We start from the raw sequence: 22,322 nt of genomic DNA, 5'->3' as shown, positions 1-22,322 counted from the left end.
ATGGCGCTGCAGCGTTAGAACCCGCGCTTCTCGGCAATCCAGGCGGTAGCCAGGTCGATAAAGGCCCGCAGTTTCGGCTGGCTCTGGGTTTTGGCGGGAAAATACAGGTACAGCCCGCTGCTGGGCGGGACAAAGGTTTGCAGCACCTGCACCAGCGCGCCCGAAACCAGATCCTCCATCACTTCAAAATCACTCACATAGGCCAGGCCTTGGCCGGCCCGCGCCGCGGCGATCATCAGGTTGCGGTCATTGACGATCAGCCCGCCCTGGACGCCGACCGTGAACTCCCGGCCCGCGCGTTCGAATTCCCAGCGGTGCGCCACGCCCGAGGTCAGGAAGCGATAGCCGATGGTTTGATGGGCGGTCAGTTCTTCCGGCGTTTGCGGCTGGCCAGCCTTGGCGAAGTAGCCGGGCGAGCCCACTACCGACCAGTTCAAGTCCGGTGTGAGGCGCACGGCGACCATGTCCTTGTCGATGGATTCTCCCAGCCGAATCCCGGCATCGAAGCCTTCGGTCACCAGGTCCACAGTGGCATCGTCGAGGGAAATATCCAGCACCACCTCTGGAAACGCCTCGCGAAAGCGTGGGATCAACGGCTCGATCAGCAACTTGCCCGACAGGCGCGGCACGGTCAGGCGCAGGGTGCCCATGGGCCGGTCGCGGTAGCCACTGAGGGCCGCGAGGGCTTCGTCGATTTCCCCGGCGGCGGGGCGCAAACGGCTATACAGCGTCATGCCGGCCTCGGTCAGCGCCACTCGCCGTGTGGTGCGCTGGAACAACACCACGCCCGTGCGCTTCTCCAGGGTTTTCACCGCGTGGCTGACGGCCGTCGGCGTGACGCCAAGGCGTGCGGCGGCCTGGGTGAAACTCTTCAGTTCGGCCACGGCGAGAAATTCGGTCAGGCCATTGAACGGATCAGGGTTCATCGGTGTTCCATTATGAAATTCAGTTTCATAGTGCTTGTAGCACGAGCGGGTTTTTCAGGCTAATGCGGCGGCGTACCTTTACCTCACTTTCACTCCAACAGGTACGGATCATGACAACGGCACATTCCTTCAAGCGTGTTTGGCTGGTAACCGGGGCTTCCCGGGGTATCGGCGCGAAAATCGTCGCGGCGGCGCTGGCCCATGGCGATGCGGTAGTGGCCACGGCCCGCAATGCTCAAACGGTCGTTGAGCGATTTGGCGAGCAGCCCGGCCTGCTGGCGGTGCAACTGGATGTGACCAACGAATCCCAGGCCGCTGACGTGGCCCGCGCCGCAGTCGAACACTTCGGGCGTATCGATGTGCTGGTCAATAACGCCGGTTTTGGCGTGTTGGGCGCGGTCGAGGAAGCGTCTGCCGACGAGGTTCGGCGCTTGTATGAAACCAACGTCTTTGGCCTGCTCAACGTCACGCGGGGTGTATTGCCGTTCATGCGCCAGGCGCGCCGTGGGCATGTGATCAATATCTCGTCGGTGGGCGGCTTCCGTTCCGGTGCGGGATTTGGCGCCTATTGCTCGACCAAGTTTGCCGTCGAGGGCTTGAGTGAGGCGCTGCATGCAGAGCTTGCACCCTTGGGCGTCAAGGTCACCGTGGTGGAGCCGGGCTACTTCCGTACCGACTTCCTGGACAGCAACTCCCTGGTGGAGTCGCCGCGGGTCATTGATGATTACGCGGCCACCTCCGGCGAGGTGCGCAAGCTGGCCAAGGTCTACAACCAGCAGCAACCGGGTAACCCGGAGCTACTGGCAGTGGCCATGATCAAGCTGGTAGAAGCGCCGAATCCGCCGATGCGCCTGGCACTGGGCACCGACACTTTGCAGGCGATTGAAGCCAAGCTGGCTTACGTCAAGGAAGAGATCGACGCCTGGCGCGAGTTGTCGGCCTCAACCGATTTCTGACACCCAATGGCGTAGCAGCTGTCGAGCGCCAGCGAGGCTGCGTCAGGCGCACCTCGTTGCAATGCCTGGCTCGATAACAGCGGTGCGGCCAACGCAGCCTCGCTGGCGCTCGACAGCTGCTACGGTGAATCGGCTGAAGGCACCAGGAACGCCGCCTCCAGCAATTGCCGCGTGTAGGCATGCTGGGGGCTGGCGAAGATCGCCGGGGCATCGCCCTGTTCCACCACCTGCCCATGCTTGACCACCATCAACTGGTGACTCAAGGCCTTCACCACTGCCAGGTCATGGCTGATGAACAGGTAGGTCAGGTTGTACTTGGCCTGCAGGTTACGCAGCAATTCCACCACCTGGCGCTGCACCGTGCGGTCGAGGGCCGAGGTGGGTTCATCCAGCAAAATCAGGCGCGGCTTGAGCACCAGGGCTCGGGCAATGGCGATGCGCTGGCGCTGGCCGCCGGAGAATTCGTGGGGGTAGCGGTTGCGGCTTTCCGGGTCCAGCCCCACTTCCTTGAGCGCGGCAATGATCGCCGCTTCCTGTTCGGCCGCAGTGCCCATCTTGTGGATGCGCAGGCCTTCGCCGACGATTTCGCTCACGCACATGCGCGGGCTCAGGCTGCCGAACGGGTCCTGGAACACCACCTGCATTTCCCGGCGCAGCGGGCGCACCTGTTGCTGGCTCAGTTTGTCCATCTGGTGGCCTTCGAAGCGGATGCCGCCCTTGCTGGCGATCAGTCGCAAAATCGCCAGGCCCAGGGTGGATTTGCCCGAGCCGCTTTCGCCGACGATGCCCAGGGTCTGACCCTGTGGAAGGCTGAAGTTGATGCCATCCACCGCCTTGACGTAGTCGATGGTATTGCGCAGGAAGCCTTTCTTGATCGGAAACCAGACGCGCAGGTCCTCGACTTCCAGCAATGGCGGGCCGATTTCATTGGTGGCCGGCTGGCCGCTGGGTTCTGCAGCCAGCAGCTCCTGGGTGTAAGGGTGCTGCGGTGACTGGAACAGGGTTTCGCATTCTGCCTGCTCGACGATGCAGCCTTGTTGCATCACGCATACCCGGTGGGCGATGCGCCGCACCAGGTTCAAGTCGTGGCTGATCAACAGCAAGGCCATACCCAGGCGCGCCTGCAATTCCTTGAGCAGCTCCAGGATCTTTAACTGTACGGTGACGTCGAGTGCCGTGGTCGGCTCGTCAGCAATCAACAGCTCCGGCTCGTTGGCCAGAGCCATGGCGATCATCACCCGCTGGCGCTGGCCGCCGGAGAGTTCGTGGGGCAGGGCCTTGAGGCGCTTGTGGGGTTCGGGGATGCCTACCAGCTCCAGCAATTCCAGGGTGCGCTGGGTGGCGACCTTGCCGGTCAAACCCTTGTGCAGGCCGAGCACTTCGTTGATCTGCTTCTCGATGGAGTGCAGCGGGTTCAACGAGGTCATCGGCTCCTGGAAAATCATCGCAATGCGGTTGCCGCGAATATGCCGGATGGTTTTTTCTTTCAGGGTCAGCAAGTCGTGGTTGGCGTACTGGATCGTCCCGGACGGGTGACGCGCCAGCGGGTAGGGCAGCAGGCGCAGAATCGAGTGCGCCGTCACCGATTTGCCCGAGCCGCTTTCGCCCACCAGCGCGAGGGTTTCGCCGCGCTTGATATCGAAGCTGACGTTGTTCACCACTCGCTGGTGGCTGTTGCCTACGACGAACTCGACGGAGAGGTCGCGGACTTCGATCAGATTGTCCTGATTCATCTCATTTCCTCGGGTCGAAGGCATCGCGAGCGGACTCGCCGATAAACACCAGCAAACTCAACATGATCGCCAGCACGGCAAAGGCACTCATGCCCAGCCACGGCGCTTGCAGGTTGGATTTGCCCTGGGCCACCAGTTCACCCAGGGACGGCGAGCCTGCAGGCAGGCCAAAGCCCAGGAAGTCCAGGGCGGTGAGGGTGCCGATGGCACCGGTCAGGATGAACGGCATGAAGGTCATGGTGGAGACCATGGCGTTGGGCAGGATATGGCGGAACATGATCGCGCCGTTCTGCATCCCCAGCGCCCGGGCCGCCCGCACGTATTCCAGGTTGCGCCCGCGCAGGAACTCGGCGCGCACCACATCCACCAGGCTCATCCAGGAAAACAGCAGCATGATTCCCAGCAGCCACCAGAAATTGGGCTGCACGAAACTGGCGAGGATGATCAGCAGGTACAGCACCGGCAAACCGGACCAGATTTCCAGGAACCGCTGGCCGGCGAGGTCGACCCAGCCGCCGTAGAAGCCCTGCAGGGCGCCGGCGATCACGCCGATGATCGAGCTGAGTACGGTGAGCGTCAGGGCGAACAGCACGGAAACCCTGAAGCCGTAGATCACCCGCGCCAGCACGTCGCGGCCCTGGTCATCGGTGCCCAGCAGGTTGTCTCGCGACGGCGGGGCCGGTGCCGGAACCTTCAGGTCGTAGTTGATGCTCTGGTAGCTGAACGGGATTGGCGCCCACAGTGTCCAGGCATCCTTGGCCTTGAGCAGCTCCTGGATATACGGACTCTTGTAGTTGGCCTCCAGCGGGAATTCGCCGCCGAAGGTGGTTTCGGGGTAGCGCTTGAGGGCTGGGAAATACCAGTCGCCGTCGTAGTGCACCGCCAGCGGCTTGTCGTTGGCGATCAACTCGGCGCCCAGGCTCAGGCCGAACAGGATCAGGAACAGCCACAGCGACCACCAGCCACGCTTGTTGGCCTTGAAACGCTCGAACCGGCGACGATTGAGGGGGGATAGATTCATCTCAATGCTCCCGGCTGGCGAAGTCGATACGCGGATCGACCAGGGTGTAGGTGAGGTCGCCGATCAGCTTCACCACCAGCCCCAGCAGGGTGAAGATAAACAGCGTGCCGAACACCACCGGGTAGTCGCGGTTGATCGCCGCTTCAAAGCTCATCAGGCCCAGGCCGTCGAGGGAGAAGATCACTTCCACCAGCAACGAGCCGGTAAAGAAGATGCCGATAAAGGCCGATGGGAAACCGGCAATCACCAGCAGCATCGCGTTGCGAAACACATGGCCGTACAGCACGCGGTGGTTGGTCAGGCCCTTGGCCTTGGCGGTGACCACGTATTGTTTGTTGATCTCGTCGAGGAAGCTGTTTTTGGTGAGCAGGGTCATGGTCGCGAAGTTGCCGATCACCAATGCCGTCACCGGCAATGCCAGGTGCCAGAAGTAATCGAGGATCTTGCCGCTCCAGCTCAGCTCGTCAAAGTTGTTGGAGGTAAGCCCCCGTAGCGGAAACCAGTCCAGATAACTGCCGCCGGCAAACACCACGATCAACAGGATCGCAAACAGGAACGCCGGGATCGCGTAGCCGACGATGATTGCCGAGCTGGTCCACACGTCGAAGTGGCTGCCGTGGCGCGTGGCCTTGGCGATCCCCAACGGGATCGACACCAGGTACATGATCAGGGTGCTCCATAACCCGAGGGAGATGGACACCGGCATCTTTTCCTTGATCAGGTCGATGACCTTGGCGTCGCGGAAGAAGCTGTCGCCAAAATCCAGCCGGGCGTAGTTCTTGACCATGATCCACAAGCGTTCCGGCGCCGACTTGTCAAAGCCGTACATTTTCTCGATTTCCTTCACCAGCGCCGGGTCCAGGCCCTGGGCGCCGCGGTAGCTGGAGCCGGCCACCGAGACTTCGGCACCGCCGCCGGCGATCCGGCTGGTGGCGCCTTCAAAACCTTCCAGCTTGGCGATCATCTGCTCCACCGGGCCACCGGGGGCGGCCTGGATGATCACAAAGTTGATCAGCAAGATGCCGAACAGGGTCGGAATGATCAGCAGCAGTCGGCGAACAATATAGGCCAGCATCTCAGTCGCCCCCGCTCGCCGGATCGGCGCTCTGGTTGGTGTCCACGGTTATCGCCGGCTTGGCGTCGGGTTTGCTCCACCAGGTGGCGGTGCCCACGTCATACCGTGGCGAGACCTTCGGATGGCCGAGATGGTCCCAATACGCCACGCGGAAGGTCTTGATGTGCCAGTTGGGGATCACGTAGTAGCCGAACTGCAGCACGCGGTCCAGGGCCTTGGCGTGGGCCACCAGGCTCTTGCGCGAATCGGAGTCGATGAGTTCTTCCACCAGTTGGTCGATGGCCGGATCCTTCAGGCCGATGTAGTTGCGGCTGCCAGGCTTGTCGGCGCTGGATGACTTCCAGTACTCACGCTGCTCGTTACCCGGCGAGGAGGACTGCGGGAAGCTGCCCACCACCATGTCGAAATCCCGGGAGCGGATGCGGTTGATGTACTGCGAGATGTCGACCCGGCGAATCACCAGGTCGATCCCCAGGTCTGCCAGGTTGCGCTTGAACGGCAGCAGGATGCGTTCGAACTCGGTCTGGGCCAGCAGGAACTCGATGGTCACCGGCTTGCCGGTGGTGTCGACCATCTTGTCGTCGACAATCTTCCAGCCGGCCTCTTGCAGCAACTGATAAGCCTCGCGCTGCTGGGTGCGGATCATGCCGCTGGCGTCGGTCTTCGAGGGCTCGAAGGCTTCGGTAAAGACCTGGGGCGCGATCTTGTCTCGCAGTGGCTCAAGAATCGCCAGCTCGGCCGGGCCGGGCAGGCCGGTGGCGGCCATCTCGGAGTTCTCGAAATAGCTGCGGCTGCGGGTGTAGGCGCCGTTGAACAGTTGCTTGTTGCTCCATTCGAAGTCCAGCAGCAGGCTGATGGCCTTGCGCACCCGAACGTCCTGGAACATCGGTTTACGGATGTTGAACACGAAACCCTGCATGCCGGTAGGGTTGCCGTTGGGAATTTCTTCCTTGATCAGGCGGCCCTGGGCAACGGCGGGGGTGTTGTAGGCATTGGCCCAGTTCTTCGCGCTGATTTCCAGCCAGTAATCGAACTGCCCGGCCTTGAGCGCCTCCAGGGCCACGGTGTTGTCGCGGTAGTAATCGGTGACCCGGTAATCGAAGTTGTAGAAGCCCTTGTTGATCGGCAGGTCCTTGGCCCAGTAGTCCTTGACCCGCTCATAGCGGATCGAACGCCCGGCCTTGACCTCGGTCACCTTGTACGGGCCGCTGCCTAACGGGATTTCCAGGTTGCCCTTGGAAAAGTCGCGAGTCTCCCAGTAATGCTTGGGCAATACCGTCAGTTGCCCGAGGATCAGCGGCAGTTCGCGGTTGTTGGTGCGCTTGAACTTGAACAGCACCCGCAGCGGGTCTTCTGCGACCACTTCATCGACGTCGGCGTAGTAGGTTTTGTAGATCGGCGAGCCGTCCTTCATCAGCGTCTGGAAGCTGAACACCACGTCTTCGGCGCGGATCGGGTGGCCGTCGTGGAAGCGCGCTTCGGGGCGGATGTAGAAGCGCACCCAACTGTTGTCCGGGGCCTTTTCGATCTTGCCGGCCACCAGGCCGTATTCGGTGATGGGTTCGTCCAGGCTTTGCTGGGCGAGGGTGTCGTAGATCAGGCCGATATTGTCCGCCGGCACGCCCTTGCTGATAAACGGGTTGAGGCTGTCGAAGCCGCCCATGCTGGACTCGCGAAAGGTGCCGCCCTTGGGGGCGTCCGGGTTGACGTAGTCGACGTGCTTGAAATCGGCGGGGTACTTGGGCGGTTCGTTGTAGAGGGTCAGGGCATGTTGCGGGGCCGCATTGGCCGCAGCGCAAAACAGCAGGCTGCCAAGGATCGCAGTACGCAAAGGTATCATTGGGCTTTCTCCGAAGCTTTCAGCCACCATGCGCTCAGGCCCAGGCTGTAGGGCGGCGTGGTGACGAAGGCGAACCGGTTGCGGTACGCCAGGCGATGATAGTTGAGGTACCAGTTGGGAATACTGTAGTGCTGCCACAGCAGGACGCGGTCGAGCGCCCGGCCGGCGGCCAATTGTTGTTCACGGGTTTGCGCCGCCAATAGCTGGTCCAGCAGGTGGTCGACCACCGGGTTGGCGATGCCTGCGTAATTCTTGCTGCCCTTGATCCCCGCCTGGCTGGAGTGGAAGTACTGCCACTGCTCAAGGCCGGGGCTGAGGGTCTGGTTGAGGGTCATCAGAATCATGTCGAAGTCGAATTGATCGAGGCGTTGTTTGTACTGTGCGCGGTCTACCGTGCGCAAGCGGGCGTCGACGCCGATGCTTGTCAGATTCTCGACATAGGGTTGCAGGATGCGCTCCAGGTTCGGGTTCACCAGCAGGATTTCCAGCCTTAGTGGCTGCCCGTCACTGTTAAGCAAGCGCTGCCCGGACAGTTTCCAGCCGGCTTCGGCCAGCAGCGCGAGGGCGCGACGCATGGTGTCCCGGGGAATGCCCCTGCCGTCGGTCTGGGGCAGGCTGAACGGCTGGGTAAACAGGTTGGCCGGCAACTGGTCGCGATAGGGCGAGAGCATCAGCCACTCATGGCCGGTGGGCACGCCGGTGGCGGAGAATTCGCTGTTGGGGTAGTAGCTGAGGGTGCGTTTATAGGCACCGCTGAACAGGGTGCGGTTGGTCCACTCGAAATCGAACATCAACCCCAGGGCTTCGCGGACCTTGGCCTGGCTGAAGGCCGGGCGCCGGCTGTTCATGAACAGGCCCTGGCTTTGGGTCGGGATCTGGTGGGCGATCTGCGCCTTGATCACTTCGCCACGGTTGACCGCCGGGAAGTTGTAGCCATTGGCCCAGTTCTTCGCCTGGTGTTCGATATAGATATCGAACTCGCCGGCCTTGAATGCTTCGAAAGCCACGTCGCTGTCGCGGTAGAACTCCACCTCGACCTTGTCGTAGTTATAGAAACCACGGTTGACCGCCAGGTCCTTGCCCCAGTAATCCTTGACCCGTTCGAACACCAGCTGGCGTCCCGGCGAGACCTTTGTGATGCGGTAAGGCCCACTGCCCAGCGGCGGCTCGAAGGTGGTGGCCTTGAAATCACGGTTTTTCCAGTAGTGCTGGGGCAATACCGGCAGCTCGCCAAGGCGCAGGATCAGCAGCGGATTGCCGGCGCGCTTGAACACAAAACGAATGCGATGACGGTTAAGAATGTCGACCCGGGCCACTTCCTGCAGGTTGGTGCGGTACTGCGGGTGGCCTTCGGTGAGCAGCGTGCGATAGGAAAACGCCACGTCGTAGGCGGTAATCGGCTTGCCATCATGGAAGCGTGCTTCGGGGCGCAGGTTGAACACCACCCAGCTGCGGTCCTCGCTGTATTCCACCGATTGGGCAATCAGGCCGTAGCTGGACGTCGGTTCATCGCCGGAAGGGGCGTACTGGCCGGTGCCGACCATCAACGGCTCATTGAGCTCATTGACCCCGTATTGCAGGAAGTTGGCGGTGGAAACCGGGCTGGAACCCTTGAAGGTATAAGGGTTGAGGGTGTCGAACGTGCCAAATGCCATGACCCGCAGTGTGCCGCCTTTTGGCGCTGCGGGGTTTACCCAGTCGAAGTGGGTGAATTTGGCCGGATACTTGAGCAGGCCGAACTGCGCATAACCGTGGCTCTCGGTAATGGTCGCGTTCGCGGAAAAGCTCAAGGCCAGACTTATTAGTAGAAGGAGGGGACGCTTCAAGTCAGAGATCCGATCCAGGCGGCTTGGGCTTTATAAGCCGTACAGTAACAGCTTGTTCCGATTGGAAAAAGGCTGGCGCCGTGGGATGGGCTGAGGATCGATTAAACCTGTAGGAGCGAGCTTGCTCGCGAAGGACGCCAACGATAACGCTGGCATTCTGAATTAACGCGGTGCCCTTGCGTTTTTCGCGAGCAAGCTCGCTCCTACAGGGTTTGCGGTGTTATCTAGGCCCGGAAACCACCAGCATCTGCCCCGGCTTCAGCGCCTGGCCAGTGCGTGGGTTCCAGCGCTTGAGATGTTGCATCTCGACGTTGAAGCGCTTGGCGACGATGTACAGCGAATCGCCTTTCTTGACCTTGTATTGCACCGGCTTCTTGCTGTCAGCCTTGGCCACCAGCTTGCGGGTGTCCTGCATCACCAGGGTCTGGCCGACCTTGAGCGCCTGGCCATTGAGCTTGTTCCAGCGCTGCAAGTCATGCACCTCGACCTTGTTGGCCTTGGCGATGAGGGTCAGGTTGTCACCGCTGCGCACCTTGTAGTTGCGGGTGCGACCGGCAATGGCCTTGTGCTCAACATCGTCGAACACCGGCTTTTTCGGGCGCATGCTCAGCAATTCTTCCGGCTTCATCGCCGAAAGGCTACTGGCCAGCAACTGCGCCTTGGAGGTGGGCACCAGTAAATGCTGCGGGCCGTCCAGGGTGGTGCGCTGCTTCAAGGCCGGGTTGAGCTGGAACAGTTCGTCTTCGTCAATCTCGGCGAGCGCGGCGACCCGTGACAGGTCCATGCTCGTTTTGATTTCTACCACTTCAAAGTACGGCGTGTTGGCAATCGGGTTCAGGTTGACACCGTATGCCTCGGGGGCCAGCACCACCTGCGACAGCGCCAGGAACTTGGGCACGTAGTCCTTGGTTTCCTGGGGCAGTGGCAGGTTCCAGTAGTCCGTCGGCAAGCCGAGCTTTTCGTTACGCTCAATGGCCCGGCTGACCGTGCCTTCACCGGCGTTGTAAGCCGCCAGTGCCAGCAACCAGTCGCCGTTGAACATGTCATGCAGGCGTGTCAGATAGTCCAGGGCCGCGGTGGTGGAGGCGGTGATGTCACGGCGGCCGTCGTAGGCGCGGGTCTGGCGCAGATTGAAGTAGCGCCCGGTGGCGGGAACAAACTGCCACAGGCCGACCGCATCGCTGCGGGAATAGGCCATTGGGTTGTAGGCGCTTTCAATCACTGGCAGCAGCGCCAGCTCCAGAGGCATGTTGCGTTCTTCAAGGCGTTCGACGATGTAATGAATGTAGAGGCTGCCGCGTTCGCCGGCGTTCTCAAGAAAGGAAGGGTTACTGGCAAACCACAATCGTTGCTGTTCAATGCGCGGGTTGACGCCTAACCCGTCCTGCAATTGAAAGCCCCGGCGCATGCGTTCCCAGACATCCTGGGGCACTTCCGGGCTTGGCTTCTCTGATAGCCAAAGGGGTTTTTGCTTGATCTTGGCGGTAAGGTTTGGCTTGGGTTGCACGGTGGATTGTGCGGCAAAATTGGTCGATTGGCAGCCCGCCAGAGTAGCGGACACAGCCACCGCCACGGCTTGAGCCAGGCGGGTCAATGCGTCTGAATGGTTGGTTTTACGAATAGATGACGACATTGGCTGGAAGTAAGTTCCGGGCAAAAATGTCGGGCGATTCTAGAAAGCGCTTGGGTTGCGGTCAACCATTCAGAAATTACGTACTAAATTTCGCGCCCTTAGAACGTATCTTTCCAAGACCTCAAGCTAGCAAACACCTCGCTCCCGGCCCGGTTATCCCGCCCATTCCGTTCGTCCGCTTTTTCTTTAACGGATGTTTCAGAGGTCCGTAAAAAAGGGTTAGTGAGTTTTTCCAGCGCCAGGGTCGAAGGCAGCGTGATCTCGCCGTTGGCCCGCAGTTGCCGCACGTTCTCCACTCGTTCGGCGATATCCGCGTTATGCGGTTCCACGGCCTGGGCGAATTTCAGGTTGCTTTGTGTGTATTCGTGGGTGCAGTACACCAGCGTGTTCGCCGGCAATGCTGCCAGGCGTTCCAGGGAGGTGTGCATTTGTTGTGGAGTGCCTTCGAACAGGCGACCACAACCGGCGGCGAACAGGGTGTCGCCACAGAACAGCACGCCCTGGTGATAAAAAGCGATATGGCCGAGGGTATGACCGGGGACGGCAAACACCTCGAAGTCCCAGCCCAGCACGGTGATGCGGTCGTTATCCTGGAGCGCGACATCCCGCGCCGGGATCTTTTCATTCGCCGGGCCGTAGACCGTGGCGCCGGAAACACTTTTAAGTTGCTCGACGCCGCCGACATGATCATGGTGATGGTGAGTCACCAGGATGTCGCTGAGGGTCCAGTCGGGGTGCTGCTGGAGCCAGGCCAGCACGGGCGCGGCGTCACCGGGGTCGACCACGGCACAGCGCTTGTTCGGCTGATCCTGTAACAACCAGATGTAGTTATCGGTGAAGGCGGGCAGGGCACTGATCTGTATCATTCTTTGATTCGCCAAGCTGAACACATTGGTGCATCTTAGAACTTCTTGGCGAGTTGGAGAATGCAATGACTGATAAAGCGTTCGCCCAGGCCGATCCCGAGTGGCTGGCACTGATCGGTGCCGCCCGTGAATGGCTGTCCGGGCCTATCGGGCAATTTTTGCTGGATGAAGAGCGGCGCATGCTCGAAGACGAGCTGGGTCGGTTCTTTGGTGGTTACCTGGTGCATTACGGCCCGTCGGCGCAAACCCCGCCGTCGGCGCCCCAGGTGCAACGCAATGTGCGCCTGGGGGCGCCGTTGCCGGGGGTTGAAATCGTCTGCGAGGAACAGGCCTGGCCGTTGAGCGAGCATGCCGCCGACGTGGTGGTGTTGCAGCATGGCCTGGATTTCTGCCTGTCGCCCCATGGTTTGCTGCGTGAAGCGGCCAGCAGCGTGCGCCCTGGTGGCCATTTGCTGATCATCGGCATCAACCCCTGGAGCAGTTGGGGCTTGCGCCATGTGTTCGCCCATGACGGGTTGCGCCAGGCGCGCTGCATCTCGCCGTCGCGGGTGGGCGACTGGTTGAACCTGCTGGGCTTTGCGCTGGAGAAACGCCGCTTCGGGTGCTATCGTCCGCCGCTTGCGTCTGCCAAGTGGCAGGGGCGATTGGCCGGTTGGGAGCGCAGGGCTGGTGCCTGGCAATTGTCCGGCGGTGGCTTCTACCTGTTGGTGGCGCGCAAGATCGTCGTTGGCCTGCGCCCGGTGCGCCAGGTACGCCGCGAACCGATGGGCAAGCTGGTGCCGATGCCGATGGCCAAGGTCAATCGCAAGCAGAGCGAGCAGTAAACAACCCTTTTTTGATTTCAGGTCGAGCTTCTCGACCTCGGGCCTTTGTCGGTCGATTATCGGCAACCCGCTTTGATGGATCCCGCTTTAATGGACAGTGAAATGACCGATACCGTAGAACTCTTCACCGATGGCGCCTGCAAGGGCAACCCCGGTCCCGGCGGATGGGGCGCATTGCTGGTATGCAAGGGTGTGGAGAAGGAGCTGTGGGGCGGCGAAGCCAATACCACCAACAACCGTATGGAACTGATGGGCGCGATCCGCGGCCTTGAAGAGCTCAAGCGCCGTTGCGATGTGTTGCTGGTGACCGACTCCCAGTATGTGATGAAGGGCATCAACGAGTGGATGGTCAACTGGAAGAAGCGTGGCTGGAAGACCGCCGCCAAGGAACCGGTAAAAAACGCCGACCTGTGGCAATTGCTCGATGAACAATGCAACCGCCACAACATCACCTGGAAATGGGTGCGCGGCCACATCGGCCATCCCGGCAACGAGCGGGCCGATCAGTTGGCCAACCGTGGCGTGGATGACGTGCGCGGCTACAAGCAGAGCTGATGCCGGTTGACGTGTTAAGATCCCGCCCCTTGAAATGTCCCAAACCGTTGAGAGCTGAACCCTGATGGCCATCCGATCTGTTGTACTCGATACCGAAACCACCGGCATGCCGGTGACCGATGGCCACCGGATCATTGAAATCGGCTGTGTCGAGCTGATGGGCCGTCGCCTCACCGGCCGGCACTTCCACGTCTACCTGCAACCGGATCGGGAAAGTGACGAAGGCGCCATCGGCGTCCACGGCATCACCAACGAATTCCTGGTGGGCAAGCCGCGGTTCGCCGAAGTGGCCGATGAGTTCTTCGAGTTCATCAACGGCGCACAGCTGATCATCCATAACGCGGCGTTCGACGTTGGCTTCATCAACAACGAATTCGCGCTGATGGGTCAGACCGACCGGGCTGACATTACCCAGCACTGCTCGATCCTCGACACCCTGATGATGGCCCGTGAGCGTCACCCGGGCCAGCGCAACAGCCTCGATGCCTTGTGCAAACGCTATGGCGTCGACAACTCCGGCCGTGAACTCCACGGCGCCTTGCTCGACTCCGAGATTCTCGCCGACGTCTACCTGACCATGACCGGCGGCCAGACCAGCCTGTCCCTGGCCGGCAACGCTTCGGATGGCAACGGTTCGGCAGAAGGCTCGGGCAATCGCCCTTCGGAAATCCGCCGCTTGCCAGCGGATCGCCAGCCCACCACGATCATTCGCGCCAGCGAACAGGACATGGCCGAGCACGCGGCGCGCCTGGAGGCGATCGCCAAATCCGCCGGCGCACCGGCGTTGTGGACCCAATTGACCCAGCAATAATCGTCACCCCAGCGCCAGCCCCTGGCTGGCCCTGATCAAGTCATAGGCCTTGCGCGCAATCGGGTTCGCCGTGTTCGGGCGGATCCACAGGTAGTACGTCACCTCCGGCATCCTCGGCAGCCCATCGTTCTCCCCCAATACCCGCATGTCCGGCCCGAGCATTTCCATGCTACGCGGGGTCACGCCCAACCCTGCGCGCGTCGCCGCCTTGATCCCGATCAGGTTCGACGCCAGGTACGCCTGGCGCCACGGGATGTTCGCGCGTTCCAGTGCCTCAAGGGCATAGCGCCGATAGATGCTCGGCTCATCCACCAGAATCAACGGCAACGGCTCGCTCGGCGAATGAATGTACTGCGCCGAACAGATCCACCACACCGGCGAAGTGCGCAACGCAAAGCCTTCCAGGTTGGCATCGGCGCGGGTGGAAATCACCATGTCGACCTTGCCGCGGTGCAAGTCATCCATCAGGAACGGGCTGCGGCCCACGTCGATTTCCAGGCGCAGGCGCGGCGCCGAGCGGGCGATATGGCTGAGGATCGGCGGCAGGATGGTGTCGGCGATGTCGTGGGGCGAGCCGATGCGCAGCACGCCGCTGAGACTGCTTTCCCGCAGGGAATTAAGCGCATCGTCATTCAGCGACAGCATCTGCCGCGCATGCCGTAACAACTGCAAGCCGGGTTCCGTCAGCTGTTTTTGCCGGCCGCGTTTCTCAAACAGGCTGACCCCCACTTGCTGTTCCAGGCGCTGCATATGCTGGGTGACGGAGGATTGGGTGCGGGCCAGGTGGGTGCCGGCTTCGGCAAAGCTGTGGTGGTCGACCACGGCGATAAAGGTGCGGAGCAGTTCAAGATCGAGGGTCGACATGGCCATTCCAGGGCGTTTTTTATATCAAGGGTGCGAAGATAAACATTACAGATGTTTATGTTTTGTCGCGTCGAGTTTTTACGATGGCTAATGATTTCGAGTATATGGCCAAAAAACAGCGCGTCCATATACGGGAAGTTATAACGATATTAGATATTTGAATTTCCGTTACCCCGGCACTCTCCCTAGCATGCCCCCACATCAGGTCGGGGTACGCCGATCGCTAATGAGGGGAGTTCCATGGGTTTTGTGCGCGCGGCGGTAAAACGAAGGTTGCCTGTGGTCCTGGGCGCATTGATTGCCCTGGGCGGCAGCGCGGTGGCTCAGGCCGATGCGACCCTGGACAAGATCCAGCAGCGCCATGTGCTGGTGGTCGGCGTGCTGTTGTCCGGCGGGCCGTTTGGCGGCATCGACCCCACCACCCAGAAGCCCAAGGGCTTGAACGTCGACCTGGCCAACGAACTGGGCCGCCAGTTGGGCGCCGAAGTGCAACTGGTGCCGGTATTGCCAGCCAACCGCGTGCAGTTCCTGCAACAGGGCAAGGTCGACCTGCTGATCGCCAACATGGAATGGACCGCCGAGCGCGGCGAGATCCTTGGCTTCGTACCGACGCCGTTCTACAAGATCGGCGGCACCGCTGCGGTGCTCAAGGACAGCAAGATCACCCGCTGGGCAGACCTCAAGGACCAGCCGGTATGCACCTCCCAAGGCAGCAGCTACGTCAAGCCGCTGACCGAACTCGGCGCACAGATCAAAGCCTTCAAAAGCTCCTCCGAATCCCTGCTGGCCCTGCGCGGCAACAACTGCGTCGCGGCGGTGCATGACTCGACGCTGGTCAACCCGCTGATCAACGACAGCGCCGAATGGAAGGATTACCGCGCCCTCAGCCCCGAGCTGAATCCGGCGCCGTCGGTGATCTGGACCCGCCGTGGCGAGAGCGACACCCAGGCCAGACTCGACCCGATCATCAAGGAACTGCACCGCAGCGGCTGGCTGATCGATGCCCAGACCCGCAATCACATCACCCCGGCATCCCCGGCCTTGGTGGAATTGCAGAAACAGTTCAAGGGCGCCTGAGCATGAATTTCAAATCCCTGACCGCCCTCGGCCTGGTTTTGTGTGCCGGCCTGGCCCACGCCGACGCCACCCTCGACAAAATCCAGCAACGCCACGCCATCAGCGTCGGCGTGATTCTCAGCGGCCCGCCGTTTGGCACCATCGACCCCAAGACCGGCGAACACCTGGGCTACAACGTCGAATTGGCCAAGGGCCTCGGCCAGGCGCTGGGCGTGGAGACCAAGACCGTCTCGGTACTGGCCCCCAACCGCGTGCAGTTCCTGCAGCAAGGCAAGGTCGATGTGCTGATTGCCAACATGCAGTACACCGACGAGCGCGCCGAGATTCTCGACTACGTGCCCACGCCTTATGAAGAAGTCGGCGGCGCGGCGTTGATCCGCAAAGGCGCCGGCGTCACCCAGTGGGCCGACCTCAAAGACAAGCCGGTGTGCGTGTCCCAGGGCAGCAACTTCATCAAGCCATTGCAGGAAACCTACGGCGCGCAGATCAAGGCGTTCCGCAGCCAGTCCGAATCCCTGCTGTCGTTGCGTGGCAATGGCTGTGTGGCGGCGGTGCACGTCAGCCCGACCATGCACGCACTGCTGGGCGATGCCGAATGGTCCGGCTACGAGATCCCGTTGCCGGGGGATTTGATCCCGTCCAAATCGGTGATCTGGATTCGCAAGGGCGAGCACGACACCCAGGCCAGGCTCGACGCCATCGTGCGTGACTGGCATCGCAGCGGCTGGCTGATCGCCCTCGGCGAGCGCACCGGCATGCCACCGTCCCAGGCCCTGCGGGATTTGCATGAGCAGTACAGCCATGAGTGAACCGCTATTCGCCACCCTGCAACAGTTGCTCGGCGCCGCCCATGTGCAGCGCAGTGAAGACGCTGCCCAGTACCTCACCGACAAACAAGGCCGCTACACCGGCCAGGTGATCGCCGTGGTACACCCGGCCAACACCGAAGAAGTCGCCGCCGTGGTGCGTGCGTGTGTGGCCCTGGAGGCGCCCATTGTCGTCCAGGGCGGCAACACCGGCCTGATGGCAGGCGCCACACCGGACGCCAGCGGCCGCGCGGTATTGCTGTTGCTCGACCGCATGAACCGGGTGCGCGTGATCGACACCGACAACGACACCCTGACCGTCGAAGCCGGCTGCATCCTGCAAAACATCCAGGACGTGGCCCGTGAAGCCGGTCGCCTGTTTCCGCTGAGCCTGGGCGCCGAAGGCAGTTGCACCATTGGCGGCAACCTCGGCACCAATGCCGGCGGCACCGCCGTGCTGCGTTATGGCAACACCCGCGAGTTGACCCTGGGGCTGGAAGTGGTGACCGCAGAGGGCGAAATCTGGAATGGCCTGCGGGGTTTGCGCAAGGACAACACCGGCTACGACCTGCGGGATTTGTACGTCGGCAGCGAAGGCACCCTCGGCATTATCACCGCCGCCACCCTGAAGTTGTTCCCGCTGCCCAAGGCCCAGGCCACCGCGCTGCTGGCCTTTGATGAGTTGGCCCAGGCGGTGGCGTTCCTGTCCCACGCCCGCGCTGGTTTTGGCGCCAATCTCACCGCATTCGAACTGCTCAGCGCCGATTGCCTGGCGTTGTTGCGCGAGCAGTTTCCCGAAGGCCCGCAACCATTCCTGAAAGCCAGTCAGCCATGGTTCGCCTTGCTGGAACTGTCGGATAACCACGGCGAAACCCACGCCCGCGAAGCCTTCGAAACGGTCCTGGGTGAAGCCTTCGAGCAGTCACTGCTGGCTGACGCCCTGATCGCCGAAAGCCTGGCGCAGAGCGAAGCGCTGTGGCTGCTGCGCGAAAACATGAGCGAGGCGCAGAAGCGTGCCGGGCGCAACATGAAGCACGACATCTCGGTGCCCATCTCGCAAATCGTCGCCTTCGTGGCCCATACCGATGCGCTGTTGCAGGTGCATTTTCCCGGCGTGCGCAACTTCACGTTCGGGCACCTGGGGGACGGCAACCTGCATTACAACGTGGCCCATCCGCTGGGTTCAACGGTGGATGAACACATGGCCAACTACGCCGACCTGAGCCTGCTGGTGCACGACAGCGCCCATGCCCACGGCGGCTCGATCAGCGCCGAGCACGGGATTGGCCAGCGCAAGGTCGGCATGCTTAGCCGCTACAAAAGCCCGGTGGAGCTGGACCTGATGCGCCGCATCAAACGCGCCCTCGACCCGAAAAACCTGCTCAACCCCGGCAAAGTCCTGGAGGTGCAGCCATGACCGTTCGCTTGTCCAAGCGCGTGCAGCGCGTGTCGCTGTCGGCCAATGCAGCGGCCAAATCCCGCGCCACGGAACTGCGTGACGCCGGCCGCGACATTCTGGACCTGACCACCGGCGAGCCGGATTTCGACACCCCGGAGCACATCAAGCAAGCGGCCTATGCCGCCATTGCAGCAGGCGCCACCAAGTACACGCCGACACCTGGCGTAAAGGCTCTGCGGATTGCCGTGCAGCGAAAACTGGCCGAAGAAAACCACCTGGACTATGCGCTGCCGAACATCGTGATTGCCAACGGCGCGAAACAGATCATCTTCAACGCTTTTGCCGCCACCCTCGACGACGGTGATCAAGTACTGGTGCCGACGCCGTATTGGCCGTCATTCCCCGACAGCGTGCGCTTCAACGGTGGCGAGCCGGTATTTATCGAGTGCGGGCTGGAGCAGGGTTGCAAGCTGCTGCCGGCGCAACTGGCGCAGCACATCAACGAGCGCACCCGCTGGCTGATCCTCAACGGCCCGGGCAACCCGAGCGGCGCGGTGTATAGCGAGGCTGAACTGCACGCGCTGGCCGAGGTGTTGCGCCTTCATCCCCAGGTGCTGGTGCTGCTGGATGAACTCTACGAGCACATCCGCTTCGACGGTCGCCCGGCCCAGAGCCTGCTGAACGTCGCGCCGGATTTGCAGGACCGTTGCCTGTTGGTGGGCGGCGTGTCCAAGACCTATGCCATGACAGGCTGGCGCATCGGTTTCGGCGCCGGGCCGCAGACCCTGACCAACGCGATGGCGGTGGTGCAATCCCAATCCACCTCCGGTGCGTCTTCCGTCGGGCAGGCCGCCGCGTTGGCCGCCTTCACCGGCGGGCTTGGCTTTCTGGCCGAGCAGGTAGCGGCCTATCAACTGCGCCGCGACTTGCTGATGATGGCCCTCGGCACCGTCGACGGCCTGGAAGTGCTTGAGCCTCAAGGCGGGTTCTTTGTGTTTGTGCGCTGCGCCGGTTTGCTCGGCCGCTATCGCCCGGACGGTCAGCAGTTGAAGGATGACGGCGATGTCGTCGCTTACCTGTTGGAGGAGGGCGTGGCCGGTGTGGCGGGCAGCGCTTACGGCCTGTCGCCGTGGTTTCGCCTGTCCATCGCCACGGCGACCGACAGCGTGGCCGAGGCGGGGCGCCGTATTGCTGCTGCCTGCGGCAAGTTGCGGGGCGACGAATGAGTCATTGGCTGGAGATTTTTGTGCACTGGGCGGCCGGTATCGGCCTCAACTACAACTTCCTGCTGGATGCCTATCAACGCGGCACCCTGGAGCAGGGCGCGCTGACCACCGTGCTGTTGTGCCTGTTCACCATCGTCGGCAGCCTGCTGGCCGGGATCAGCCTGGCGGCGTTGCTGACTTCGGGCAACCCGTGGCTGGCCCGGCCTGCGCGGGTATTTATCGAAGTCACCCGCAACACCCCGACCCTGGTGCAGTTGTACTGCGCATTCCTGGTATTGAACATGCTGCTGACCCAGGCCGTCGGCGCAGCCAACCCGCTGACGCCGTTTGCCTGGGTGGTGATCGTGATCTCGCTGCACAAGGGCGCGTTCCACGCCGAAGCCCTGCGCGCCGGCATCGAGGCAGTGCCGGCCGTGACCCTGGAAGCCGCCAGTTCCCTGGCCTTCAGCAGCCGGCAATTGCTGTGGAATGTGCAGTTGCCACTGGCCCTGCGTTTCGCACTGCCGTCGCTGATCAACAACCTGATCGACCTGGTGAAAATGACTGCCGTGGCCTCGGCCATTGCCGTGGGCGATATCACCTACGCGTCGATCATGATCTGGACCCAGAGCGACAACGTGCTGGAACTGATGATTTTGATCCTGAGCTTTTTTGGCTTGCTGAGTTTTACCGTCAATTGTGTGGGGCGCTGGCTGGAAGCGCGCCTGAGGATGCCCGGCTATGGCCATTGATTCATTCCCGGTGCTGTCGGCGTTGCTGCAATGGTCGCCGGCGCTGGTCAGCGGTTTTGGCCAGAACATCCTGATCAGCGTGGTGGCGATTGCCATTGGTTCGGTGCTCGGCCTGTTGATCGGAGCGTTGGCCCTGTCACCCGCAGGCATTGTCGCGCGAGTGTGGGTGCAGGTATTTCGCAACGCGCCGTGGCTGGTGCTGATCTATTTCACCACCTACGTGTTCCCGTTCGAGATCCACATCGGCAGCAGCTACGTGTCGTTCCCGGACTGGGTCAAGGTGACCATCGGCCTGGCGTTGCCCGCCAGTGCCAACGTGGCGGAGATCTTTCGCGGCGCCATCGGCTCAATCCCCAGTACCCAGTGGGAAGCCGCGCGTTCACTGGCGTTCACCCGTGGCCAGATCTTCCGTTCGATCATCCTGCCCCAGTGCTTCAAGCGCATGTTGCCGCCATGGATGAACCTTTACGCGGTGGTCACCATGGGCACCGCCCTGGCGTCGCTGGTGGGCGTGCATGACGTGATCGACACCGCACAGATCGCCAGCAACACCGTGAACATGACCGGCTTCACCGTGGTGATCTACCTGAGCCTGCTGGTGCTGTTCTTCGCCTATTGCTACCCGATTTCCCGTTTGACCCAACGCCTGGAGCGCCGTTATGCCTTCTATTGAACCCCTGGTCAGCCTGCGGGACTTGCAGCTGTCGTTCGGTGACAACCGGGTGCTCAAGGGCATCGACCTCGACGTGCACCGCGGCCAGGCGGTGTCGATCATCGGCCCGTCGGGCTCGGGCAAGTCGACCATCCTGCGCTGCATCACCGGCCTGTTGCAGCCCCAGCGCGGCACCATTCGCGTGGGTGAAACCCGGGTCGATACCCTGACCCAGGAAGCCCAGCGCATCGAGCTGCGCAAGCGCGTCGGGTTTGTGTTCCAGCAATACAACCTGTTCCCGCATTTGTCGGTGCTGGAAAACCTGGTGATCGCCCCGCGCAAGGTGCTCGGCCGCAACCGCAGTGATGCCGAGAAAGATGCGCGGGCGCTGCTGGCCAAGGTGCGCATGGAGCACAAGGCCGATGCCTATCCCGGCCAACTCTCCGGCGGGCAGCAGCAGCGGGTGGCGATTGCCCGCGCGTTGGCCATGCGCCCGGAACTGATCCTGTTCGATGAAGTGACCTCGGCCCTGGACCCGGAAACCGTCGGTGAAGTGCTGACGGTGATCCGCGAGCTGACCGAAGAGGGCATGACCTGCGTGCTGGTGACCCACGAAATGCGCTTCGCCGAAGAGATCAGCGACATCGTCTACTTCACTGAAAACGGCGTGATCGTCGAACACGGCAGCGCCGAGCAGATCTTCCAGCGCCCCACCAGTGAACGCACCCAGGAGTTCCTGCGCCATGCCTTGGGCGATCCGGGCCGCCGTCCGCCGATCGCCAATGATCCGTACCTGTTGACCAACCTGAGCCGCTACACCCTGTCTGTCTAACAAGAGGAACCTCGTCATGAGTACCGCAAACCGTGCCGCCGTTATCGAAGACTTCCTGCAGCAGATCCGCGTGATCAACCAGCGTGGCGTAGACCGCGCGGCCCTGGTGGAAATCGTCGGCCTGCTGGAAACCCTGGCCGAGCGCCGGGACCTGTTCAACTTCAGCGAATTCCCCGCGCCAGTACCGGGGCAGGGCAGCACCGCGTTCCGTTATCGCCTGAACGACGATGGCGACACGCCGACCCTGTACCTGAACTCGCTGCTGCCGGGCAAAAGCACCATCCCCCACAACCATGAAACCTGGGCGATCATCAGCGCCGTTGAAGGCCAGGAGATCAACTACGTGTATGGCCGCAACGATGAAGGGCGTGACGCTGGCTTCACCACCTTGACCCTCGAGAAAGAAGTCATCGTGCAGCCGGGTACTTCCATCTCGTTCCTTGGTGAAGACCTGCACGGGATTCGCGTCGAGGGTGAGCAGGCGACCTTGCACTTCCACCTGTACGGCTTGCCGCTGGAATCCCTGAATGGCCGTTATGGCGTTGAAGCAGACGGGCGGATTCTCAACTACAACGCCTCTCAGATGGCGCCTTCAATCCGGGCCTATGCCTGAAAACGCTGCTCATGTGCGGCGAAAGTCGCTTTATGTGGGAGCTGGCTTGCCTGCGA

The 22,322-nt window shown here is 61.9% G+C and carries 21 protein-coding genes; 12 read left to right on the top strand and 9 right to left on the bottom strand.

Annotated elements, in window-relative coordinates; translation table 11 throughout:
• Positions 1–14: 14 nt before the first annotated feature.
• Positions 15–926, bottom strand: coding sequence for a LysR family transcriptional regulator (locus tag M2400_RS20090; protein WP_259197837.1), 912 nt, complete (start codon positions 924–926; stop codon positions 15–17).
• Between the two features lie 110 nt (positions 927–1,036).
• Between M2400_RS20090 and M2400_RS20085 the strand changes: the two genes are divergently transcribed.
• Positions 1,037–1,882 (top strand): oxidoreductase, encoded by an 846-nt coding sequence (locus tag M2400_RS20085; RefSeq protein WP_177114615.1) that lies wholly within the window; start codon positions 1,037–1,039, stop codon positions 1,880–1,882.
• A gap of 119 nt (positions 1,883–2,001) precedes the next feature.
• Here the strand turns inward: M2400_RS20085 and M2400_RS20080 are convergent, their stop codons facing one another.
• The 7 genes from M2400_RS20080 to gloB all read right to left on the bottom strand — a co-directional run bounded on the left by M2400_RS20080 (position 2,002) and on the right by gloB (position 11,876).
• On the bottom strand, positions 2,002–3,615 hold the full coding sequence (locus M2400_RS20080; RefSeq protein WP_259197840.1) for an ABC transporter ATP-binding protein: 1,614 nt from the start codon (positions 3,613–3,615) through the stop codon (positions 2,002–2,004).
• Position 3,616: 1 nt separating this feature from the next.
• Positions 3,617–4,636, bottom strand: a complete 1,020-nt coding sequence (locus M2400_RS20075; protein ID WP_177041684.1) for an ABC transporter permease — start codon at positions 4,634–4,636, stop codon at positions 3,617–3,619.
• Position 4,637: 1 nt separating this feature from the next.
• Entirely contained in the window at positions 4,638–5,711 is a 1,074-nt protein-coding gene (locus tag M2400_RS20070; RefSeq protein ID WP_177041685.1) for a microcin C ABC transporter permease YejB, read from the bottom strand.
• 1 nt (position 5,712) lies between these two features.
• Positions 5,713–7,551: an extracellular solute-binding protein gene (locus M2400_RS20065; RefSeq protein ID WP_177131382.1), complete on the bottom strand. Its 1,839-nt coding sequence runs from the start codon at positions 7,549–7,551 to the stop codon at positions 5,713–5,715.
• The gene (locus M2400_RS20060; RefSeq protein WP_259197847.1) at positions 7,548–9,377 is read right to left on the bottom strand and encodes an extracellular solute-binding protein; all 1,830 of its coding nucleotides are present in this window, start codon (positions 9,375–9,377) and stop codon (positions 7,548–7,550) included. The genes M2400_RS20065 and M2400_RS20060 overlap by 4 nt, the downstream gene beginning before the upstream one ends.
• A gap of 220 nt (positions 9,378–9,597) precedes the next feature.
• The gene (locus M2400_RS20055) at positions 9,598–11,010 is read right to left on the bottom strand and encodes a lytic transglycosylase domain-containing protein (RefSeq protein WP_259197848.1); all 1,413 of its coding nucleotides are present in this window, start codon (positions 11,008–11,010) and stop codon (positions 9,598–9,600) included.
• A 98-nt stretch (positions 11,011–11,108) separates the two neighbouring features.
• Positions 11,109–11,876, bottom strand: a complete 768-nt coding sequence (gene gloB, locus M2400_RS20050; RefSeq protein ID WP_177041688.1) for a hydroxyacylglutathione hydrolase — start codon at positions 11,874–11,876, stop codon at positions 11,109–11,111.
• A gap of 65 nt (positions 11,877–11,941) precedes the next feature.
• On the opposite strand from gloB, the gene M2400_RS20045 reads away from it, so the two are divergent.
• The 3 genes from M2400_RS20045 to dnaQ all read left to right on the top strand — a co-directional run bounded on the left by M2400_RS20045 (position 11,942) and on the right by dnaQ (position 14,066).
• On the top strand, positions 11,942–12,700 hold the full coding sequence (locus M2400_RS20045) for a class I SAM-dependent methyltransferase (RefSeq protein WP_010171669.1): 759 nt from the start codon (positions 11,942–11,944) through the stop codon (positions 12,698–12,700).
• A 102-nt stretch (positions 12,701–12,802) separates the two neighbouring features.
• On the top strand, positions 12,803–13,255 hold the full coding sequence (gene rnhA, locus M2400_RS20040) for a ribonuclease HI (protein WP_053255695.1): 453 nt from the start codon (positions 12,803–12,805) through the stop codon (positions 13,253–13,255).
• Between the two features lie 70 nt (positions 13,256–13,325).
• Complete coding sequence (dnaQ, locus tag M2400_RS20035) at positions 13,326–14,066, top strand: DNA polymerase III subunit epsilon (RefSeq protein WP_169389386.1); 741 nt, start codon at positions 13,326–13,328, stop codon at positions 14,064–14,066.
• 3 nt (positions 14,067–14,069) lie between these two features.
• On the opposite strand, the gene M2400_RS20030 is transcribed toward dnaQ, so the two are convergent.
• On the bottom strand, positions 14,070–14,930 hold the full coding sequence (locus tag M2400_RS20030) for a LysR substrate-binding domain-containing protein (protein WP_371132002.1): 861 nt from the start codon (positions 14,928–14,930) through the stop codon (positions 14,070–14,072).
• A gap of 240 nt (positions 14,931–15,170) precedes the next feature.
• Between M2400_RS20030 and M2400_RS20025 the strand changes: the two genes are divergently transcribed.
• From M2400_RS20025 to M2400_RS19990, 8 genes are read left to right on the top strand one after another with little or no spacing between them, the layout of a single operon-like run.
• Positions 15,171–16,007: a transporter substrate-binding domain-containing protein gene (locus M2400_RS20025; protein WP_177121558.1), complete on the top strand. Its 837-nt coding sequence runs from the start codon at positions 15,171–15,173 to the stop codon at positions 16,005–16,007.
• Positions 16,008–16,009: 2 nt separating this feature from the next.
• Complete coding sequence (locus tag M2400_RS20020) at positions 16,010–16,816, top strand: transporter substrate-binding domain-containing protein (RefSeq protein WP_259197860.1); 807 nt, start codon at positions 16,010–16,012, stop codon at positions 16,814–16,816.
• On the top strand, positions 16,809–18,230 hold the full coding sequence (locus M2400_RS20015; RefSeq protein WP_177041693.1) for an FAD-binding oxidoreductase: 1,422 nt from the start codon (positions 16,809–16,811) through the stop codon (positions 18,228–18,230). Before M2400_RS20020 ends, M2400_RS20015 begins: the two co-directional genes overlap by 8 nt.
• Positions 18,227–19,438: an aminotransferase class I/II-fold pyridoxal phosphate-dependent enzyme gene (locus M2400_RS20010; RefSeq protein ID WP_259197862.1), complete on the top strand. Its 1,212-nt coding sequence runs from the start codon at positions 18,227–18,229 to the stop codon at positions 19,436–19,438. Before M2400_RS20015 ends, M2400_RS20010 begins: the two co-directional genes overlap by 4 nt.
• A complete protein-coding gene (locus tag M2400_RS20005) occupies positions 19,435–20,169 on the top strand; it encodes an amino acid ABC transporter permease (protein ID WP_177041697.1) in 735 nt (244 codons plus the stop codon). The genes M2400_RS20010 and M2400_RS20005 overlap by 4 nt, the downstream gene beginning before the upstream one ends.
• Entirely contained in the window at positions 20,159–20,842 is a 684-nt protein-coding gene (locus M2400_RS20000; RefSeq protein WP_177114627.1) for an amino acid ABC transporter permease, read from the top strand. The genes M2400_RS20005 and M2400_RS20000 overlap by 11 nt, the downstream gene beginning before the upstream one ends.
• Entirely contained in the window at positions 20,829–21,653 is an 825-nt protein-coding gene (locus M2400_RS19995) for an amino acid ABC transporter ATP-binding protein (protein ID WP_177041701.1), read from the top strand. Before M2400_RS20000 ends, M2400_RS19995 begins: the two co-directional genes overlap by 14 nt.
• 16 nt (positions 21,654–21,669) lie before the next feature.
• Complete coding sequence (locus M2400_RS19990) at positions 21,670–22,266, top strand: cysteine dioxygenase (protein WP_177041702.1); 597 nt, start codon at positions 21,670–21,672, stop codon at positions 22,264–22,266.
• Positions 22,267–22,322: the final 56 nt, after the last annotated feature.

The organism is Pseudomonas sp. BIGb0558, assembly GCF_024807515.1.
In the GTDB taxonomy this organism is placed as follows: Bacteria; Pseudomonadota; Gammaproteobacteria; order Pseudomonadales; family Pseudomonadaceae; genus Aquipseudomonas; species Aquipseudomonas yamanorum_A.
This window is presented reverse-complemented; position numbering and strand designations above follow the sequence as displayed.

Bases quoted from the DNA above. Each gene is read 5' to 3' on its own strand.
- M2400_RS20090 (WP_259197837.1), bottom strand. From the start codon at position 926: ATGAACCCTGATCCGTTCAATGGCCTGACCGAATTTCTCGCCGTGGCC.
- M2400_RS20085 (WP_177114615.1), top strand. From the start codon at position 1,037: ATGACAACGGCACATTCCTTCAAGCGTGTTTGGCTGGTAACCGGGGCT.
- M2400_RS20080 (WP_259197840.1), bottom strand. From the start codon at position 3,615: ATGAATCAGGACAATCTGATCGAAGTCCGCGACCTCTCCGTCGAGTTC.
- M2400_RS20075 (WP_177041684.1), bottom strand. From the start codon at position 4,636: ATGAATCTATCCCCCCTCAATCGTCGCCGGTTCGAGCGTTTCAAGGCC.
- M2400_RS20070 (WP_177041685.1), bottom strand. From the start codon at position 5,711: ATGCTGGCCTATATTGTTCGCCGACTGCTGCTGATCATTCCGACCCTG.
- M2400_RS20065 (WP_177131382.1), bottom strand. From the start codon at position 7,551: ATGATACCTTTGCGTACTGCGATCCTTGGCAGCCTGCTGTTTTGCGCT.
- M2400_RS20055 (WP_259197848.1), bottom strand. From the start codon at position 11,010: ATGTCGTCATCTATTCGTAAAACCAACCATTCAGACGCATTGACCCGC.
- gloB (WP_177041688.1), bottom strand. From the start codon at position 11,876: ATGATACAGATCAGTGCCCTGCCCGCCTTCACCGATAACTACATCTGG.
- M2400_RS20045 (WP_010171669.1), top strand. From the start codon at position 11,942: ATGACTGATAAAGCGTTCGCCCAGGCCGATCCCGAGTGGCTGGCACTG.
- rnhA (WP_053255695.1), top strand. From the start codon at position 12,803: ATGACCGATACCGTAGAACTCTTCACCGATGGCGCCTGCAAGGGCAAC.
- M2400_RS20030 (WP_371132002.1), bottom strand. From the start codon at position 14,930: ATGTCGACCCTCGATCTTGAACTGCTCCGCACCTTTATCGCCGTGGTC.
- M2400_RS20025 (WP_177121558.1), top strand. From the start codon at position 15,171: ATGGGTTTTGTGCGCGCGGCGGTAAAACGAAGGTTGCCTGTGGTCCTG.
- M2400_RS20020 (WP_259197860.1), top strand. From the start codon at position 16,010: ATGAATTTCAAATCCCTGACCGCCCTCGGCCTGGTTTTGTGTGCCGGC.
- M2400_RS20015 (WP_177041693.1), top strand. From the start codon at position 16,809: ATGAGTGAACCGCTATTCGCCACCCTGCAACAGTTGCTCGGCGCCGCC.
- M2400_RS20010 (WP_259197862.1), top strand. From the start codon at position 18,227: ATGACCGTTCGCTTGTCCAAGCGCGTGCAGCGCGTGTCGCTGTCGGCC.
- M2400_RS20005 (WP_177041697.1), top strand. From the start codon at position 19,435: ATGAGTCATTGGCTGGAGATTTTTGTGCACTGGGCGGCCGGTATCGGC.
- M2400_RS20000 (WP_177114627.1), top strand. From the start codon at position 20,159: ATGGCCATTGATTCATTCCCGGTGCTGTCGGCGTTGCTGCAATGGTCG.
- M2400_RS19995 (WP_177041701.1), top strand. From the start codon at position 20,829: ATGCCTTCTATTGAACCCCTGGTCAGCCTGCGGGACTTGCAGCTGTCG.
- M2400_RS19990 (WP_177041702.1), top strand. From the start codon at position 21,670: ATGAGTACCGCAAACCGTGCCGCCGTTATCGAAGACTTCCTGCAGCAG.